Consider the following 14,778-nt stretch of genomic DNA (forward strand, 5'->3'; position numbering starts at 1 on the left):
GGATCATGGAAAGCCCCTGCCATGTTCATGTCTCGCAGGTGGCCTTCGGCGATACCGATTGCAGCGGCTGGATCCACTTCCCGAAGATCTTCCGTCACGTGGAGGAGGCGGAGCACGCCTACCTGCAGCAGCAGGAAATCGTCATCATTGATCGGGAACTCGGTGGCTGGCCGCGGGTTCATGTCTCCTGCGATTACAAGCGCCCCCTGCGCTTCGCGGATACGATCGAGGTCCAGCTCGGCATCGAGCGGATCGGTGCAGCTTCCGTGCACTGGCTTTTCGAAGTCCTCAAGGACGGTGAAATCTGTGCCTTCGGGAAGATGACGACTGTGCGCGTGGATCATCAGGGAAAGCCTCTCGTCATTGACGACGAGACGCGGGAGAAACTGGGCTCAGAAGGCCTTCCCCAGCTTGGGCACAGCGAGAGAGCCTCTTGAAGGATGTCGATCACCGCTGAGGATTCGCCTTCTTCCAAGCCCGCTCCTCCTCCCGGCACCTTTCACAGACGAAAGCTCGTACCTCTTTCTGCGGTCCCACGGAACATCCTCCTTCCAGTGAGGTGTTGGCGTGGGGGAAACGGGCATGCCGTGCTTTCAGATAGCCCTCCGGATGGAAGGGCAGCCCGTAAGAGATCGGAACTGTCTGCCGGGTCATCTGCTGTCGGTGGACAGGACAGAAACTGGCGTCATAAAGGACGCGTCCATCATCGGACACGCGCACCAATTCAGTGTTCCAATGGGAGGCAGCTCCATCGCCCGATGGAAGGGGAGATGCTTGAGACACCCGCAGAAGATCGAAGCGATACGTCTTCCGCGAATCGAGTCTCTCCCTCTCCTTCGGCCATAGCTCGAAGAGCTGGATATCCCCCTCGGAGGCCCTTAGCGAATTCACAAGGGAACCCTCCGTGATCGTCGGCTTGGCTTGGATCGATGCAGCATGCTCTCTCACCCCGCTGCTACAGGAAGCAAGCAGGACGGCACAGAGTGCAGGTCTCCAGAAGCTCTTCATCACGGATAGTATCCCATTGATGAAATCACCCTCCGGTCTGTCCGTCCACGAAAACAAAAGCCTAGCGCCCGGCCTCGCTCATCTCCTCTAACAAGCGCTGCCGTAGCTCGGTCCTCGTCTCCGCGGTTTCGTGATCCGGTGGAAACTCGGGCTCGCTTGCCAATGCCTCGATCACCACCGCTAGGAACGCATCGCGATCCGGCCCGGCGGGGATGGCTTCGGCGGACTTTAGCAAGGCATCCCGCGGTCCACGCTCCACCATGGTCCTGCCCAAGGTCTCCAGGGCGAAATGTCGTAAGTCCACGCGAGAGATCGCGGCGATCTCGCGCACTGAGTCGGGATGCAGCCAGCCGATGTCCCCGGTCGCGGAGAGCGTCTGCTCGATCATCTTCCCTACAAAGGGTGACGACGGATCCGCAAGCAAGCCCGCGGCCGCGAGGGAATCGAGCACCCCGACCGCGGCCGGAAAGCCGCCGGTGCGAGGGGACTTGCCCAGCTCTAACAGGGCATCTTCCCGCACTTCTGAGGGCAGTCCGAGCAGAGCGGGCACCGCTTGATCCATCGGCAGGTGCCGGAGTTCCCGCTTCGCCCATTCCGTGGCGAGTTGACTGCGGACCGCTGGATCCTTCTCGGCGGCAAGCAAGGCTGCAGAATCGTCGCCTGCCGCTTCGATCATCCGTTCCGCGTAGGCCGTGAGCATCGTCTGCTTCCCGTGCTCATCGCTCATGTCGGTTAGATGCTCGCGTAGCTTCGCGAGTTGTGCGGGAGTCGCTTTCGGGCAGAGGCTTTCCACCAGCTTCGAGCGGGTGAAGGACGGCGCTCCCGGCAACAGTTCGAGGATTAGATCGATCTGCCCGTTATCGATCATGGTGCGCGACCATTTCTCGAAGACGTCCGGGGTTTGCGAGCCCCAGCGGCGCCGTGCAATCCAGTCCCACACTGCCCGCGGCTGCATCGCCATCGCGTCGGCAAGTTCCTTGCTCAATTCTCCGGCTGAGAACGCGTGATGCCGCTCGTTCTCGACGGCGAAGAAGAGGTCCAATGCAGACTGCAGGTCATGGCGGATCCAGTCGCGGAAGAGTTCGCGCTTCGCGATGCCGAAGTCGGCAGCGCTTAGCGTACTGTCTTCCAGTTCACGCAAGCGGCGCTCGAAGCGTCCCCGAATCTCCTCGCGCGGTATACGCTCCGCACTGCGCAGGGCCGCCTCTCGTGGAGCATCGCTTCCTGCTGTACCCGTGGCCTCACCTGTCCGCCGCGAGTGGATGGTAGACGACACGGCGAATACCAGCGCGTGAGAAAGCAGCAGAAGCAGGATGATCGTTCTGCCGCGGCTCACGGACCGTCCTCCCTTCCGAAGACCTTCAGAAGCTGCGCGCGCAGCTCTTCATCCGGGAAGTCCCGGATCGCCTCCACGCAGCCTTCCGGGTCCTTGTGATTCCAGAACAGGAAGCTGTAGTGCAGGCCTCGCGGAAGTTCCCGCGGGAACTCCAGCCGGGAGTCGCTTTCCATCAGGCTGCGGATCTGTTCCGGTGTCAGGCTTACGAGGTTCGCCAGGACATCCTTCTGCCACTCCTCGCCGCCGGTTTGGCGGATCCATTGCAAATGCTCCACCGGGTCGTTCCAGAAAACTTGGTCGAAGATATAGCTGCGCAGCTCGCGATCCACGGACGCAGCTTCCGGCCATGCGGCCTTCACCCGCGTCAGCACCTCGTCCGGAGTGCTTCTTCCCTCCTTCACCTCGTAGCACCAGGACAGGAAGTCCGGCAAGGTCCGGTGGAAGTCCTGCTGCCACGGCATGTGGGACCGCTGCTCATGATTTTCTCCCCGGCCGTAGCCCCGCATCTTCTCCTCCAGCGGCGTTGCGGCGTACTGCTCCTTTGCCAGCCGCTGGCGTTCATCCCCCAGCTTCCAACCGGGGGCTTGTTCCTCATACCAGCGCAATTGCTCCTCCGGGAAGCCCGCGGCCATGACCTCCTCCGCCAGCACCCACATCCTACCGTTGATGAGCGAGCCGATGAATTCGGAGGCTTGGCGATCATTCATCATCGCGCGGGCACTGGCCAGATGACCGCGTGCAAGCTCGGGATTCTGGAAGACATGGTTCAGCAGCGAGAATCGGTCATCCGGGGTTGTGAGTGTTCGGGCCAGCGCCAGGGTGAACTCGCCGCCGCGTGCCATGGCCAGATCCTGTGCGGACTTCAGCAGGGTCTTCCTCAGGCGCGGCAGCTCCGCCAGCAATTGGTTGAGACGGGAATGTCCTCCCTCGCCGAGATAGCGGGTGAGCTGCCCGGATAAATAGTAGTCCGGCTCCTCCTTGCTGAATCTCGAGAGCCAAGCCAAGGCTCCGTCCGGGTCGCGGTCGATCCAGAAGCCGAAGGCGGCGACGAGGTCGGCGTCAGTTTGCTTGTCCTCGGCGAGCGCCGCCTCGCATCTCGCGATCAGTGCGCTCAGATCGGCATCTTGGGGAATCTTGTCCCGTGCCGCCTTGAGGCGCTCTTCGAAGCCGAGCTCGATGTTCGCTCGCGCCGCCTCATCAAGCGGCCTGCCGCGGCGCAGGAGCTCCGCCACGCTCCAGCGCGAGGCGTCCGCTTCTTCTGCATGCTTCTTGGAAGGTCCGGAGGCATGGTTCGCGTCCGGCCATCTTCCGCCCATCCACCACGCCGTCGCATGACTTAGCGGCAGCAGCGCCAGAATCAGGTAGCCACGGGTTCGCACCGGTCCATGAAGGCCCGCCGCGATGGCCGGTCAAGCGGATCCACGGCCCGGCGGCCATCTCTACGCGGAATTTACATTCGTACACCGCAAAACAAAAACGGACGCTCTTTCGAGCGCCCGTCCTTGATCGACTTTAGAAAACGGAAAGTGGCTTCAAGCGTTGGCGGCAGCGGCGGCGGCGGCAGCTTCCTCGGCCTTGGCGGCCTGGGCCGGGCTGGTGTAGCGCCAGCGCACCTTGTGACGCTTCGGAGCGGTACGGGCCTTACGGATCTTGCGCGCGGCGGGGGATTCGAAGGCGCGACGGCGGCGCATTTCTTCGAGGATGCCCTCGGTGTCGAGTTTGGTCTTGAGACGCTTCAGGGCGCGATCCACAGGCTCGCCCTTTTTCACCGTCACTCCGCGCATGCTACGTTCGCTCATTCGATTCAGTTCTTGTTTTCCTAGAAGTCGGGGCGCGGAGGCTGAGGCTGGCCGCCCCCGCTGTCAATCCGGGAGTTCGCGATTTTTCCCGTTTTGCAGGGGCTTGCGCAGCGTCCCCCGGGCTGCCATTTCCGCTCCATGAAACCACAGATCGGCCAGCCCGCCCCGGATTTCACGGCTCCCGTGACCGGTGGCGACTATCCCGAGGGCTCTTCCATCACCCTCTCCGACCTCCGCGGCCAGCGGGTCGTCCTCGTCTTTTACCCGAAGGATGACACCCCCGGCTGCACCACCCAGGCCTGTGCCCTCCGCGATGGCTGGGAGGAGATCCGCGGCCAAGCCCGCGTCTTTGGCGTCAGCATCGACCCGGTGAAAAGCCACAACAAGTTCATCGCCAAGTATTCCCTTCCGTATCCGCTGATTGCCGATCCGGATCAGCGGATCGTCGCCGACTATGGTGTGTGGGTGGAGAAGTCGATGTATGGCAAGACCTTCATGGGCACGGAGCGCAGCACCTTCATCATCGCTCCGGACGGGACCATCGAGTCCATCTTGGAGAAGGTGGCACCCGCGAAGCACCTCGAATTGCTCGCGGAGGCCCTCGCCGGGAAATGACACTTCTCAAGCCACCGGCACGCTCTCTAGAATTCGCCCACCTGCACGCATGAGCCTCCACGCAATGAAACCACCCGCCCATCCCGGTGCCGCCGTGTTGGCGATCGGGGGCATGTCGCTGGTTCTCGGCGTGGCCGTGCAGCTCATGGGCTTTGCCCGCCGTTTCGATACCGTCATTGCGGGCTGGATGGAGAACACCGGCTTGGAAGGCACGCTGCGAGCGCTGCCGCCTTTGCTTCCTTGGGTCTGGACCGTTCTCGTCGTTTTCGGGCTGACCGCCGCCATTCTCGGTTCCCGCCGGAATTGGCGCCGCGCCGTGCTTTGGGTTTCCGCCTTGGTCCTCACGCTCGGATGGATTCCGGTGCTCGCTCTCGCCGCCTACCGTCCGGCGGTCAGCATGCCGCTCATCGCCCTCGCTTGGTCCGGTCTCTGGGCGATGATCTACGCCACCCGCCATCAGGAACCGGGGGACGCCGTCGAATAACGCATGGCCCGAATCGATTACCCCGAGGCCGTCGGCAAGTTGGTCGAGGAACTGCGCCGTCTCCCCGGCGTCGGTCCGCGGAGCGCCGAGCGCATGGCCATCTGGCTTCTTCAAAGTGCGAAGGCGGACCCGCTCGCTCTCGCCACGGCTCTGGAGAAAGCGAAGGCGGAGGTGGTGGCCTGTCCGGTTTGCGGCTTCTTCGCCACCGCGGAACGCTGCGCCATCTGCTCCGATCATTCCCGTGAGCCGGTGATTTGTGTGGTCGAGCAGGCCACCGATGTGCTGCCGCTGGAGCGTTCCGGTGCTTTCCGCGGCCGCTACCATTGCCTCGGTGGGAAGCTCTCGCCGCTCGATAATGTCACCCCGGAGGATCTCCGCATCGGCTCGCTGCTCCGCCGCATCGATACCGAGAAAGTGCCCGAAGTCATTCTCGCGCCCGGCTCCGATGTGGAAGGCGAGGCCACCGCAAACTACCTCGCCAGCATCCTCCGCGGCCGCTGTCAGGTCACCCGCATTGCGCAGGGTCTTCCTGCCGGTGGCGGCTTGGAGCATGCCGATGCCCTGACCCTTGCGCGGGCGCTCGAAGGGCGTCGCGACCTCTGAATTCCGGATCTCAAATTCTCCCTTTCCCGATGCCTCAACCGCCCCGCAAACGCCCGCACTATCAGGCGAAGAAGACTTGGAAGCAGGGTGGGGGACCGCGTCCCGGCGGTGGAAATCCGGGCTACTCCGGACCGAAGCGCCCCGCCCCGCGCCGCGATGGGCCGGAGCAAGGCTGGGACCAAGTCGCCGGCTGGTATGACAAGCTCGTCGGTGATCGTGGCTCGGACTATCACCGGAATGTCATTCTCCCTGCGGCCATGCGCCTGCTGGCCCCGGCACCCGGCGAGAAGATTCTCGATCTGTGCTGCGGCCAAGGCGTGCTGATCCCGCTGCTGCTCGAAGCGAAGGCGGCGAAGGTCACCGGGGTCGATGCCAGCCCGCGCTTGATCGAGTCCGCGCAGCGCCGGTTCGGCCCCGATCCCCGCATCGATCTGGTCGTGGCAGATGCCTGTGTACCCGGCTCTTGGGCGGATGGTTCGCACGATGCCGCTGCCTGTATCATGGCCGTGCACGATGTGCCGGATCTTCCCGCGATGGCCCGCCAAGTGGCCGCTTCCCTGAAGCCCGGCGGCCGCTTCGTCGCGGTCTTCATGCACCCCTGCTTCCGCATCCCGCAGCAGGCCCACTGGGGCTGGGATGAGGGGCGGAAACTCCAGTTCCGCCGCGTGGACCGCTATGGCGTTCCGCAGGAGATTCCCATTGTCACCCATCCCGGGCAGGGCGGGGGAGATACCACCACCTTCTACCATCGCCCGGTCGGCGATGTTCTCACCGCCTTCGGCCAAGCCGGCCTAGGGGTCACCGTCTGCGAGGAACTCTACAGCCACCGCCGTTCCCAGCCCGGCCCGCGGGCGAAGGGCGAGAACCGCGCGGTGAAGGAGTTCCCCGTCTTCATGGCGATCTCTTGTGTGAAGCGCTAGATCGTGCCGAGGGGTCTATTGCGTATCGTCCTTGAGGCGGCGCGGAAGGTCCATGCTCTCGTGTAAGATGGAAAGCACGCCAATGGTTCCGTTCGGGAACTCCCTGAAGAAGATATAATGGTGCCGGTAGCGGGTGAAGAAGATGCCGTGAAAGCGCCGCTCCTTGGCCGCCCTCCATGTGAGCCTCTGCTGCGATAGCGATTCGGCATGGGAAATGAGGCCCGTCACGTACTCGTCGGCTTGGTTATCGTCCCAAGCTTCTGCCGTGTAGGTCCAGATTTCGAGCAGTCGCTCCCGAGCTGCTGGCAAAATCACGACCTTCACTTGGCTTCCTCCCGGCGTCGTCTGGCTTCGGCTAGGACAGACTTCGGATCAAGCGGAACAAAGTCCGATTCGGATGCCGCCATCCCGGCCTTTAATTCCAGATGGAGGGCGTCCCAGCGCTGTGCTTCGTCGCGCTCATAATCGCGGCGAACGAGGTCGCGGATGTATTCGCTGGCCGAGCCATAAAGACCGTCGGTACCGGAGCGTTGCTCCACGAATTCCTTCAACGCGCCTGAAAACCGTACGTTCACGCCTTCCGCCATAGGCGGTAAGCTACACTTGTCCCACAAAAAGTCAATTTCGTGGGACGGGCTCTACCTAGGCCTTCGCGCCGTAGGCCGCCTATCTGGCTATTCAGGTCCGCTTTTGCCGCGCCTGCCGCCTCGCATGCCCTCTTCGGTCAAATCCGCCCCCGCCATTGACGCGCCATCACCGGCCCCCTAGGTTCCCGCCCGAATGAGCGGCTGCCACGGTCCCCAGATGAAGATGGATCCTGCCCTGCACCAGGACAAGAAGCCGTCCTGGATCAAGGTGCGTTTGCCGAACAATCCGGTATTCTGGTCCACCAAGTCCCTGATCACCGACCTCAAGCTGGTCACGGTCTGCGAGGAGGCCCAGTGCCCGAATCGCTGGGAGTGCTGGGGCCAAGGCACCGCCACCTTCATGATCGCGGGTGAGAAGTGCACCCGTGCCTGCGGCTTCTGCGCGGTAAAGACCGCCAAGCCCGATGCGCTGGAGATCGACGAGCCGGTCCGCGTGGCCGAGGCGACCCGCCGCATGAAGCTCAAGCACGTGGTCATCACCGCCGTGGCTCGCGACGATCTTCGCGATGGGGGTGCGAAGCATTTCCAAGAGACCATCGAAGCGGTGCGGGCGGTGAATCCCGGCATCGTGATCGAGGTGCTCGTTCCCGATTTCAACGACCGCGATTGGGCCTTGCAGATGGTGATGGATGCGCGCCCGCACATCTTTAACCACAACCTCGAAACGGTCGAGCGCCTCACCCCGCTGGTGCGCTCCCGGGCAAAGTATCATCGCAGCTTGGCCGTGCTGAAGAAGGCAAAGGCCATGGTCGCTGGCAAGGTGGCCACCAAGAGCGGCATCATGTTGGGCCTCGGCGAAACCCGCGATGAGATCCACCGCGCGATGGATGACCTGCTCGAAGCGGACGTCACCGTGCTGACCATGGGCCAGTATCTTCGTCCTACACCGCGCCACTTGCCGGTGGTGGAATACATCGAGCCTGCGGCCTTTGATGAACTGAAGCAGATCGCTCTGGCCAAGGGTTTCCGGCATGTTGCGAGCGGCCCCTTGGTCCGCAGTTCCTATCACGCCGCGGACTTCCGTCCCGAGCTGGATATCATGGACGAGATCGAGAAGGCCGCTCCGGTCCGTGGCTTGGATCTCCAGCCCGAGGATCTGCCGATCCCGGCGGCGCGTCCGGCGCTTGTCCGTGCCTCCGTGGCTTGATCTGCCAACCTGGTGAGGCTGGCTCGACTCGCGGGAGCACTGCTCCACGCGATCCCGTGTCTTGACGCAAAAGTTAAGAAAGGTTAAGGGATCGCGGTTTGCAGGCACCTCCCTAAGGCCGGACATGAAGCTCATCCCTATCCTCGCGGCGTCATTTCTCCACGCCCTCGCCGGAACCGCCGGCGCCCAGATCGTCAATATCGACTTCGACGAGTTCTCGACCAACCAAGTCTACCAAGGCTCGGCCGCGGCCAATGATCCGAATGGTGCTGCCTCGATCTGGAATCGTCTCAGCGGGAACAGCGCCGGCTCGGGCTCGGTGAACGGGCTGAACCTGCTCGACTCGGACGGGGAGGAGACCGGCATCGGCATCAGCTTTGGGATCAGCGGGAGCTACCACAGCGGATCGAATCCTCTCCAGCCCGGGCAGCAGCAGCTGGGGCCCTACGAGGATCTGATGACCGACTATGTCTTCATCTCCGCGACCACGCCGGCCGATGTCATCACCCGCACCGGCCTGATCACGGGACTCGACCCCGGCAAGCTCTACGACATCTATTTCTACGGGCAGGGGAACAACTTCCTCGATGCCTATTCAGAAGGCCAGAACAGCCTCTTCACCGTCGATGGTATCTCGCAGCAGACCTCTTGGGACGAGGTTGTGGGTGGCGATGGCCAACTGGTGGAAGGCATCGAGTACGTGCGATTCTCCGTCACCGCGAACCTCAGCGGGGAAATCTCCTTCGACTGGTCGAATGTCGTCGCCGGACCGGGCGGCAATGTCGCCACCGATCTGGATGGCAACGCCTCCCGTTTCGGGGTGCTCAACGCGATCCAGATCGTGGATGTGGCTGCCGTGCCCGAACCTTCGGCGATGCTGCTCGGCGGCATCGGCATGCTTGCGCTGCTTCGCCGGCGGCGCTGATCGCTGCTACTCGCGCACTCGTTCGACTCTCGCGCCGAGGGCAGAGAGCTTCTCGTCGATGTGCTCGTAGCCGCGGTCGATGTGATAGAGGCGACGGATTTCCGTGGAGCCCTTCGCGGTGAGAGCGGCAAGAACGAGTGCGGCGGAGGCGCGCAGATCGCTCGCCATGACCGGCGCGGCGCTGAGTTGCTCCACCCCTTTGATCACGGCCTTGCCTTCACTCACTTGGATGTCGGCGCCCATGCGCTTGAGCTCCGCGCAGTGCATGAAGCGCTGAGGGAAGATCGTGTCCATCACGATGCTCGTGCCCGGCGTGGTGACGAAGAGGGCGGTCATCTGCGCCTGCATGTCGGTCGGGTAGCCGGGATAGGGTTCCGTCACGATCTCCGCGGACATCGGCGTGTCGCCGCGGTGGACCGTGCAAGCATCGCCCACATCGTTGAAGTGTACCTGATGCCCTGCCTTGCGCAGGGCGGAGGTGATGGCGGTGAGATGCTCGTGGCGGATGCGGCGCAGGGTCACGCCTTCCCCGGCGAGTGCGGCGGCAGCCATGAAGGTGCCGGCTTCGATCCGATCCGGGATCACGTTGTGCACGCAGCCCTTCAGCTTCGACACGCCCTCGATCGTGATGACCGGGGTGCCAGCGCCGGTGATCTTCGCACCCATCGCATTCAGGAAGTCGGCCAAGTCCACGACCTCGGGCTCGCAGGCGGCGGAGGTGATGGTGGTGATGCCTTCCGCCAGAGTCGCTGCCATCATCACGTTGTCGGTGCCAAGCACGGTGGGGCCCTGCGGGCCGCAGAGGTCCACGGTCGCGCCCTTCAGCCCATCCGGGGCGGAGAGAATCACATTGCCGCCTTCGATCTCGGCTTTCGCTCCCAGCGCTTCCAGACCGCGGATATGGAGATCCACCGGACGGTCGCCGATCACGCAGCCGCCCGGCAGCGCCACCACGCAGCGGCGCATGCGGGCGAGCAGGGGACCCATGACGCAGACCGAAGCACGCATCCGGCGCACGATCTCATAGGGCGCGGTGTCCATCACGTCCGCGGCGGTCACGCGCACGGTGCCGGAGAAGCGCTCCACATCCGCACCGAGACCGGTGAGGATCTGCACCATGTAGTTGGTGTCGGACACGTCCGGCACGCGGCGGATCACGCAATCCTCTTCGGTCAGAAGGGTGGCCGCCAGAATCGGCAGCGAGGCATTCTTGGAGCCGGAAACGGTGATCGCGCCGTGGATGGGAGTGCCGCCGTGTACGATGAGTTTGTCCATTGAGCAGGTAAGAAAGGAAGAAAGTCTAGGCGCGCCGGGCCACCGGGAAGCGGGCGATGCCCGAAAGGTCCTTGATGGTGCGGATGTCCGTGAGCCCTGCAGCGCGCAGCAGCGACTCCGTTTCGGCAGCTTGGTCGATGCCGATTTCCAACGCAAGCCATCCCCCGGGCAGCAAGCGATTGGCTGCTTCCGGAACGAAGCGGCGGATCAGGTCCATGCCGTCCGGACCTCCAAACAGCGCCAGATCAGGATCGTAGGCCAACTCCTTGGCCAAGCTGTTCCGGTCCGCCTCGGGAACATAGGGAAGATTGGCCACGATCAGGTCGAAGCTCCGATCGCCCAGGCCCGAGAAGAGGTCGCTAGCCACGAACTCGACGTTCGCAATCTCCAGTGTCTTCGCGTTCTCCGCGCTCAGGGCCAGGGCATCAGGAGAAAGATCCGCGAGCACGACCTGCGCAGCCGGTTTTTCTGCGGCCAGGGTCAGTCCCAGCACGCCGCTACCGCAGCCCATGTCCAGGATCGCTGATGCCTGGGGCAAGGTTGCGTTTTTCAGAACCCACTCCGCGAGCTCTTCGGTTTCGGGGCGCGGGATCAGGCCGCGGCCGTCACTCTTGAACTCGCGCTTGTGAAAGAACACCGAGCCGACCAGATGCTGGACGGGCACGCCCTCGCCGCGCTTCTTCAGCATCTCGCGCAGCGGTGCCAGATCCTTCTCCTCTAGCGCTTGGTCGAAGCGCAGGTAGAGGTCCATGCGGGTGCAGCACAACTGGTGCGCCACCAGCATCTGCATGTTTCGCCGCGCATCCTCGATGCCTTTCTTGGTGAGGTAGGCGGTGCCCTTGTCGAGCGTTTCTAGTACGGTGGTCATCCGGGAAAATCAGGCGAGCGAGCGGATGAAGTTCGTGAAGAACGCGGCTCCTTCTTCCAGCGCGGCGATGTCGATGAATTCGTCGCAGGTGTGAGCTTGGTCGATCGAGCCAGGCCCCATGCATACCGAGGCCAAGCCCGCGTTGGAGAGGTGGGCGGCATCGGAGAACCAAGGTGCACCCACTGCCTTGCATTCGGTGCGTACATCTTGGATCCGGTCGATCCAAGGGTGGGTTGCGGGGATTTCCATCGGCGGATTCTCGTGTGGTTTCACCATCTCCAGCGGAAGGTCGAGACGGTCGATCTCGGCTTTGAGCAGAGCCAAGGCTCCGCCCGCATCGCGCAGAGCCGGGGTGATGCGAATATCGATCTCCGCATCCGCCAGATCCGGAACGATGTTCGGGCGCGATCCGGACCGAAGGACGCCCACATTGAAGGTCGAGCGTCCCAGCACCGGGTGGATGTAGCCCGCGAGCTTCGGAACGATCTCGCGCTCCAAGGTATCGAGCGCGCGCGCCAGCTTCATCGCCGCATTGTCGCCGCGCTCCGGCTGGGAGGAGTGAGCCGCTTTTCCGGAAGCGCGGAGCGTCGCCCACAGCGAGCCCTTGGTGGTGTGGACGATGTTCAGCGAGGTCGGCTCGCCGACGATGGCGAAGGCGTAGTCATGGGCGTGGTGTTTCGCGAAGTCCTTCGAGCCCCATTGGCTCGATTCCTCGCCCATGAAGCCGACGAAATCCACGGCTATGGGGAGATCCTTGAGGATTGAGGCGTTTTCCTTGAGGCCCCAGAGCATGGCAGCCATCGGGCCCTTGGTGTCGGATGAGCCCCGGCCCCAGACGCGGCCATCGCGGATCTCGCCGCTAAAAGGGTCGATGGTCATGCTGCCGACCCCGACGGTATCGAGATGGGGGCCAAGTAGGATGCGGGGTCGACCGTCGCGCGGGGCGAAGCGGGCGATCAGGTTCGGCCGCCCGGGGCGGATTTCCTCTAGCACCACGGCGGCGCCGAAGCTTTCGAGCCAATTCTTGAGCCACGCGGCGATCTCGGCCTCCCCGGTCTTGTCGCTGCCGGCCGGGTTGTCCGGATTGACCGATGGAATGCGGACGAGCTGCTGGAGAAGTTCGACGGGACCGGTCACGCGGTGGATTGGAGGCTATCAGGCCGGGATCGCCAACCCCGAAGCGCGGAAAGCTCTCCAGATACCGATCCCCCGCGATCGCGTAATGGCTGCCGGGGGTAAAATCGGCCATTCTTTTCGGCGTAAGGGATAGTTGCACAGCCCCCCTAAGCAAGGGACTAACGGCCCCCGGACACTGGAACGGTTCCCCCCTCTAGTGTCCGGGGACCTAAGGCTCCCAGGGTGGCCCCCCGCTGTGCACGTCTCCCTCTCCACGGATTCCGCCGAAGCGGGACTCATTTGGAGAGTTTCGGCACCGGCACGAGCAGCGGTGAATCCGCAAGATCCCCCGGGGAAACCACCGGCTCATCCTGCGGCATTTTGTCGGCGGACCCGTAGCGCTTCTCGATCACCTTTTTCACCTCGGGGGCCTCCAGTTCGTAGTCACGGAAGCGCTTGGTCGGGCAGAGTTCCACCCCGGCCTTTTTGAAGACCTTCCAGACCAGCTCCGAGCAGTAGAGAGTCTGGTCGTCCCAGCGGAAGTGCGGGTCGTAGTTCAAGCCGACCTGCTGTGTGCCCCAAGCTTTACCCGCCTCGATCGCTGCGGCGGATAGCTGCTCTTTCAAGCGCCGCACCTCGAAAGTCCCCGGCAGGCTCCGCTGCCGGAACTCTTCAAGCGGGGTGATCTTCACCGGCTGCGAGGCTTCCAAGACTTGAAGGCACCGTCTTGCTCGAAGATGACACCGCAATGCGTGTAGCGGGAGCCGGTCGCGGCCCGGACGGCTTTAGCCTGCTCACCCCAGGTGCTTTGGAAAACCACGTCGCCGGTCTGATACTGATACTCTTCGGCGGCTTGAAGAGGGGCGAAGGCCAAGGCGGCCAAGGAAAATACAATGCGGCAGCGAAACATCGTGCCAGTTTACACCGCTCCCGCCCGGCCGCCACCCAACAGGTGGAGGAATCTTCCGGGCTTGGCTTTACAATCAACTTGCGTTAAAGACCTGCCGTGCCAACCCGCAAAGCCAATGATTTCGCCCCCTACGTCGCGCTCGCGCTGCGCGTCGCCTTGGGGGTGTTCTTCTTTTACAGCGGGTGGTCGAAGATCTGGAGCGAGGGTCTGGACAATTTCACGCGCGCCGTCGCGAATTACAAGATCGTCCACGAACCCTTGGATGCCGTGGTGGCCTACGCCATCCCTTGGTTGGAGATGATCTGCGGCCTGTTGCTCGTGATCGGGCTTTGGTTGCGCGGGGCGCTCTGGGGCCTAGCGGGACTCGTCGGCGTGTTCGCCTTCGGGGTGGGGATGGCGTGGTCGAAGAACCTGAACATTGCCTGCGGCTGCAACGGGAATCCGGACGGCTCGCCGATGAACTACACGACGAAGTTCGTGGAGTTCGGAGCCTACTGGGCGGCCCTTTTTTTCATCTGGTATCTCGGGCGGAAGAACAGCGGACACGTTTTCGGCGGGACCCGCCTGAAGCTTCCGGGCTGAGTTTCACCGGGATCTGCCCGAACTCGTGAAGATCTGCGTGGCCCAGACCCGTCCGCTGGAGTCGGTTTCGATGCCCACTCCGGAGAGGGCCCATTGCTTGCGGATGTTGGCAAGGTGTCCCTTGGAGGCGATCCAGCCGTTCACGATGCTGCGGGCTTGGCCTCCGCCTTTGGGCTGGCTGTAGACGTTCTCCGCCATGGCGTTCGCGCCGACCGCGGCTGTCGCTTGATCGAAGCGTCCGCTGAATCCACGGTGATCGACTTTCGGGTTTCCCGGGCTTGAGCGCGAGAGCATGTCGCGCGAGTGCTGGCGGGCCAGTCGGTCGAGGGCGGCATCGCGCTTGAGCCGGGTCATGCCTTGGGAGGCCCGGTAGGTATTGACCTGATCGTGGATGCCTTGCTCGATTCCGGGTGCTGCGGCTGTGCGGGGAACCGGGGTGTTGCCACCGCCGCCGGAGGAGCCGCCGCAGGATGCGAGGAGGAGACTTGCCACGACCGAACAAGCCAGGGAGGGAGAAGCAGGGGCCATGGCGTCCTATGTCAA

At 63.4% G+C, this 14,778-nt stretch carries 19 protein-coding genes; 8 read left to right on the forward strand and 11 right to left on the reverse strand.

Annotated elements, in window-relative coordinates:
• The first annotated feature begins 5 nt into the window (after positions 1-5).
• Positions 6-437 (forward strand): acyl-CoA thioesterase, encoded by a 432-nt coding sequence (locus OJ996_RS01485; protein WP_264510429.1) that lies wholly within the window; start codon positions 6-8, stop codon positions 435-437.
• Between the two features lie 632 nt (positions 438-1,069).
• Here OJ996_RS01485 and OJ996_RS01490 read toward each other — a convergent pair.
• From OJ996_RS01490 to rpsU, 3 genes are all read right to left on the reverse strand, one after another.
• Positions 1,070-2,344 carry a hypothetical protein gene (locus OJ996_RS01490; protein WP_264510431.1) on the reverse strand — a complete coding sequence of 425 codons (1,275 nt, stop codon included), beginning with the start codon at positions 2,342-2,344 and terminating at the stop codon, positions 1,070-1,072.
• Positions 2,341-3,723 (reverse strand): hypothetical protein, encoded by a 1,383-nt coding sequence (locus tag OJ996_RS01495; RefSeq protein ID WP_264510433.1) that lies wholly within the window; start codon positions 3,721-3,723, stop codon positions 2,341-2,343. The genes OJ996_RS01490 and OJ996_RS01495 overlap by 4 nt, the downstream gene beginning before the upstream one ends.
• 153 nt (positions 3,724-3,876) lie before the next feature.
• Positions 3,877-4,143 carry a 30S ribosomal protein S21 gene (gene rpsU, locus OJ996_RS01500; protein ID WP_264510435.1) on the reverse strand — a complete coding sequence of 89 codons (267 nt, stop codon included), beginning with the start codon at positions 4,141-4,143 and terminating at the stop codon, positions 3,877-3,879.
• A gap of 138 nt (positions 4,144-4,281) precedes the next feature.
• Here rpsU and OJ996_RS01505 point away from each other — a divergent pair, with 138 nt between their 5' ends.
• From OJ996_RS01505 to OJ996_RS01520, 4 genes are all read left to right on the forward strand, one after another.
• Entirely contained in the window at positions 4,282-4,758 is a 477-nt protein-coding gene (locus tag OJ996_RS01505; RefSeq protein ID WP_264510438.1) for a peroxiredoxin, read from the forward strand.
• Positions 4,759-4,822: 64 nt separating this feature from the next.
• Positions 4,823-5,242, forward strand: a complete 420-nt coding sequence (locus tag OJ996_RS01510; RefSeq protein ID WP_264510440.1) for a hypothetical protein — start codon at positions 4,823-4,825, stop codon at positions 5,240-5,242.
• Between the two features lie 3 nt (positions 5,243-5,245).
• A complete protein-coding gene (recR, locus tag OJ996_RS01515) occupies positions 5,246-5,845 on the forward strand; it encodes a recombination mediator RecR (RefSeq protein ID WP_264510442.1) in 600 nt (199 codons plus the stop codon).
• A 29-nt stretch (positions 5,846-5,874) separates the two neighbouring features.
• Positions 5,875-6,765, forward strand: a complete 891-nt coding sequence (locus OJ996_RS01520; RefSeq protein WP_264510444.1) for a class I SAM-dependent methyltransferase — start codon at positions 5,875-5,877, stop codon at positions 6,763-6,765.
• Between the two features lie 15 nt (positions 6,766-6,780).
• Here the strand turns inward: OJ996_RS01520 and OJ996_RS01525 are convergent, their stop codons facing one another.
• Both OJ996_RS01525 and OJ996_RS01530 read right to left on the reverse strand, forming a co-directional pair.
• The gene (locus tag OJ996_RS01525) at positions 6,781-7,080 is read right to left on the reverse strand and encodes a type II toxin-antitoxin system RelE/ParE family toxin (protein ID WP_264510446.1); all 300 of its coding nucleotides are present in this window, start codon (positions 7,078-7,080) and stop codon (positions 6,781-6,783) included.
• Positions 7,081-7,085: 5 nt separating this feature from the next.
• Complete coding sequence (locus OJ996_RS01530) at positions 7,086-7,352, reverse strand: ribbon-helix-helix domain-containing protein (protein ID WP_264510448.1); 267 nt, start codon at positions 7,350-7,352, stop codon at positions 7,086-7,088.
• A gap of 217 nt (positions 7,353-7,569) precedes the next feature.
• Here OJ996_RS01530 and lipA point away from each other — a divergent pair, with 217 nt between their 5' ends.
• Complete coding sequence (lipA, locus tag OJ996_RS01535; protein WP_264510451.1) at positions 7,570-8,559, forward strand: lipoyl synthase; 990 nt, start codon at positions 7,570-7,572, stop codon at positions 8,557-8,559.
• A 124-nt stretch (positions 8,560-8,683) separates the two neighbouring features.
• A complete protein-coding gene (locus OJ996_RS01540; protein WP_264510452.1) occupies positions 8,684-9,484 on the forward strand; it encodes a PEP-CTERM sorting domain-containing protein in 801 nt (266 codons plus the stop codon).
• A gap of 6 nt (positions 9,485-9,490) precedes the next feature.
• Here the strand turns inward: OJ996_RS01540 and murA are convergent, their stop codons facing one another.
• The 5 genes from murA to OJ996_RS01565 form a co-directional block, all read right to left on the reverse strand.
• The gene (gene murA / locus OJ996_RS01545) at positions 9,491-10,759 is read right to left on the reverse strand and encodes a UDP-N-acetylglucosamine 1-carboxyvinyltransferase (protein ID WP_264510454.1); all 1,269 of its coding nucleotides are present in this window, start codon (positions 10,757-10,759) and stop codon (positions 9,491-9,493) included.
• Positions 10,760-10,784: 25 nt separating this feature from the next.
• A complete protein-coding gene (prmC, locus tag OJ996_RS01550; protein ID WP_264510456.1) occupies positions 10,785-11,627 on the reverse strand; it encodes a peptide chain release factor N(5)-glutamine methyltransferase in 843 nt (280 codons plus the stop codon).
• Between the two features lie 9 nt (positions 11,628-11,636).
• On the reverse strand, positions 11,637-12,764 hold the full coding sequence (locus OJ996_RS01555) for a M20 family metallopeptidase (RefSeq protein ID WP_264510458.1): 1,128 nt from the start codon (positions 12,762-12,764) through the stop codon (positions 11,637-11,639).
• A gap of 275 nt (positions 12,765-13,039) precedes the next feature.
• Positions 13,040-13,435, reverse strand: coding sequence for a YiiX/YebB-like N1pC/P60 family cysteine hydrolase (locus OJ996_RS01560; protein WP_264510460.1), 396 nt, complete (start codon positions 13,433-13,435; stop codon positions 13,040-13,042).
• Complete coding sequence (locus tag OJ996_RS01565; RefSeq protein ID WP_264510463.1) at positions 13,432-13,653, reverse strand: hypothetical protein; 222 nt, start codon at positions 13,651-13,653, stop codon at positions 13,432-13,434. Before OJ996_RS01565 ends, OJ996_RS01560 begins: the two co-directional genes overlap by 4 nt.
• Before the next feature lie 96 nt (positions 13,654-13,749).
• Here OJ996_RS01565 and OJ996_RS01570 point away from each other — a divergent pair, with 96 nt between their 5' ends.
• On the forward strand, positions 13,750-14,235 hold the full coding sequence (locus tag OJ996_RS01570) for a DoxX family protein (RefSeq protein WP_264510465.1): 486 nt from the start codon (positions 13,750-13,752) through the stop codon (positions 14,233-14,235).
• Between the two features lie 3 nt (positions 14,236-14,238).
• On the opposite strand, the gene OJ996_RS01575 is transcribed toward OJ996_RS01570, so the two are convergent.
• Positions 14,239-14,727, reverse strand: coding sequence for a CAP domain-containing protein (locus OJ996_RS01575; RefSeq protein ID WP_264510467.1), 489 nt, complete (start codon positions 14,725-14,727; stop codon positions 14,239-14,241).
• Between the last annotated feature and the right edge of the window lie 51 nt (positions 14,728-14,778).

It is taken from the genome of Luteolibacter rhizosphaerae, assembly GCF_025950095.1.
GTDB lineage: Bacteria > Verrucomicrobiota > Verrucomicrobiia > Verrucomicrobiales > Akkermansiaceae > Haloferula > Haloferula rhizosphaerae.

Coding starts and splice junctions, on each gene's coding strand:
- OJ996_RS01485 (WP_264510429.1), top strand. CDS start 6: ATGGAAAGCCCCTGCCATGTTCATGTCTCGCAGGTGGCCTTCGGCGAT.
- rpsU (WP_264510435.1), bottom strand. CDS start 4,143: ATGAGCGAACGTAGCATGCGCGGAGTGACGGTGAAAAAGGGCGAGCCT.
- OJ996_RS01505 (WP_264510438.1), top strand. CDS start 4,282: ATGAAACCACAGATCGGCCAGCCCGCCCCGGATTTCACGGCTCCCGTG.
- OJ996_RS01510 (WP_264510440.1), top strand. CDS start 4,823: ATGAAACCACCCGCCCATCCCGGTGCCGCCGTGTTGGCGATCGGGGGC.
- recR (WP_264510442.1), top strand. CDS start 5,246: ATGGCCCGAATCGATTACCCCGAGGCCGTCGGCAAGTTGGTCGAGGAA.
- OJ996_RS01520 (WP_264510444.1), top strand. CDS start 5,875: ATGCCTCAACCGCCCCGCAAACGCCCGCACTATCAGGCGAAGAAGACT.
- OJ996_RS01530 (WP_264510448.1), bottom strand. CDS start 7,352: ATGGCGGAAGGCGTGAACGTACGGTTTTCAGGCGCGTTGAAGGAATTC.
- lipA (WP_264510451.1), top strand. CDS start 7,570: ATGAAGATGGATCCTGCCCTGCACCAGGACAAGAAGCCGTCCTGGATC.
- OJ996_RS01540 (WP_264510452.1), top strand. CDS start 8,684: ATGAAGCTCATCCCTATCCTCGCGGCGTCATTTCTCCACGCCCTCGCC.
- murA (WP_264510454.1), bottom strand. CDS start 10,759: ATGGACAAACTCATCGTACACGGCGGCACTCCCATCCACGGCGCGATC.
- prmC (WP_264510456.1), bottom strand. CDS start 11,627: ATGACCACCGTACTAGAAACGCTCGACAAGGGCACCGCCTACCTCACC.
- OJ996_RS01565 (WP_264510463.1), bottom strand. CDS start 13,653: ATGTTTCGCTGCCGCATTGTATTTTCCTTGGCCGCCTTGGCCTTCGCC.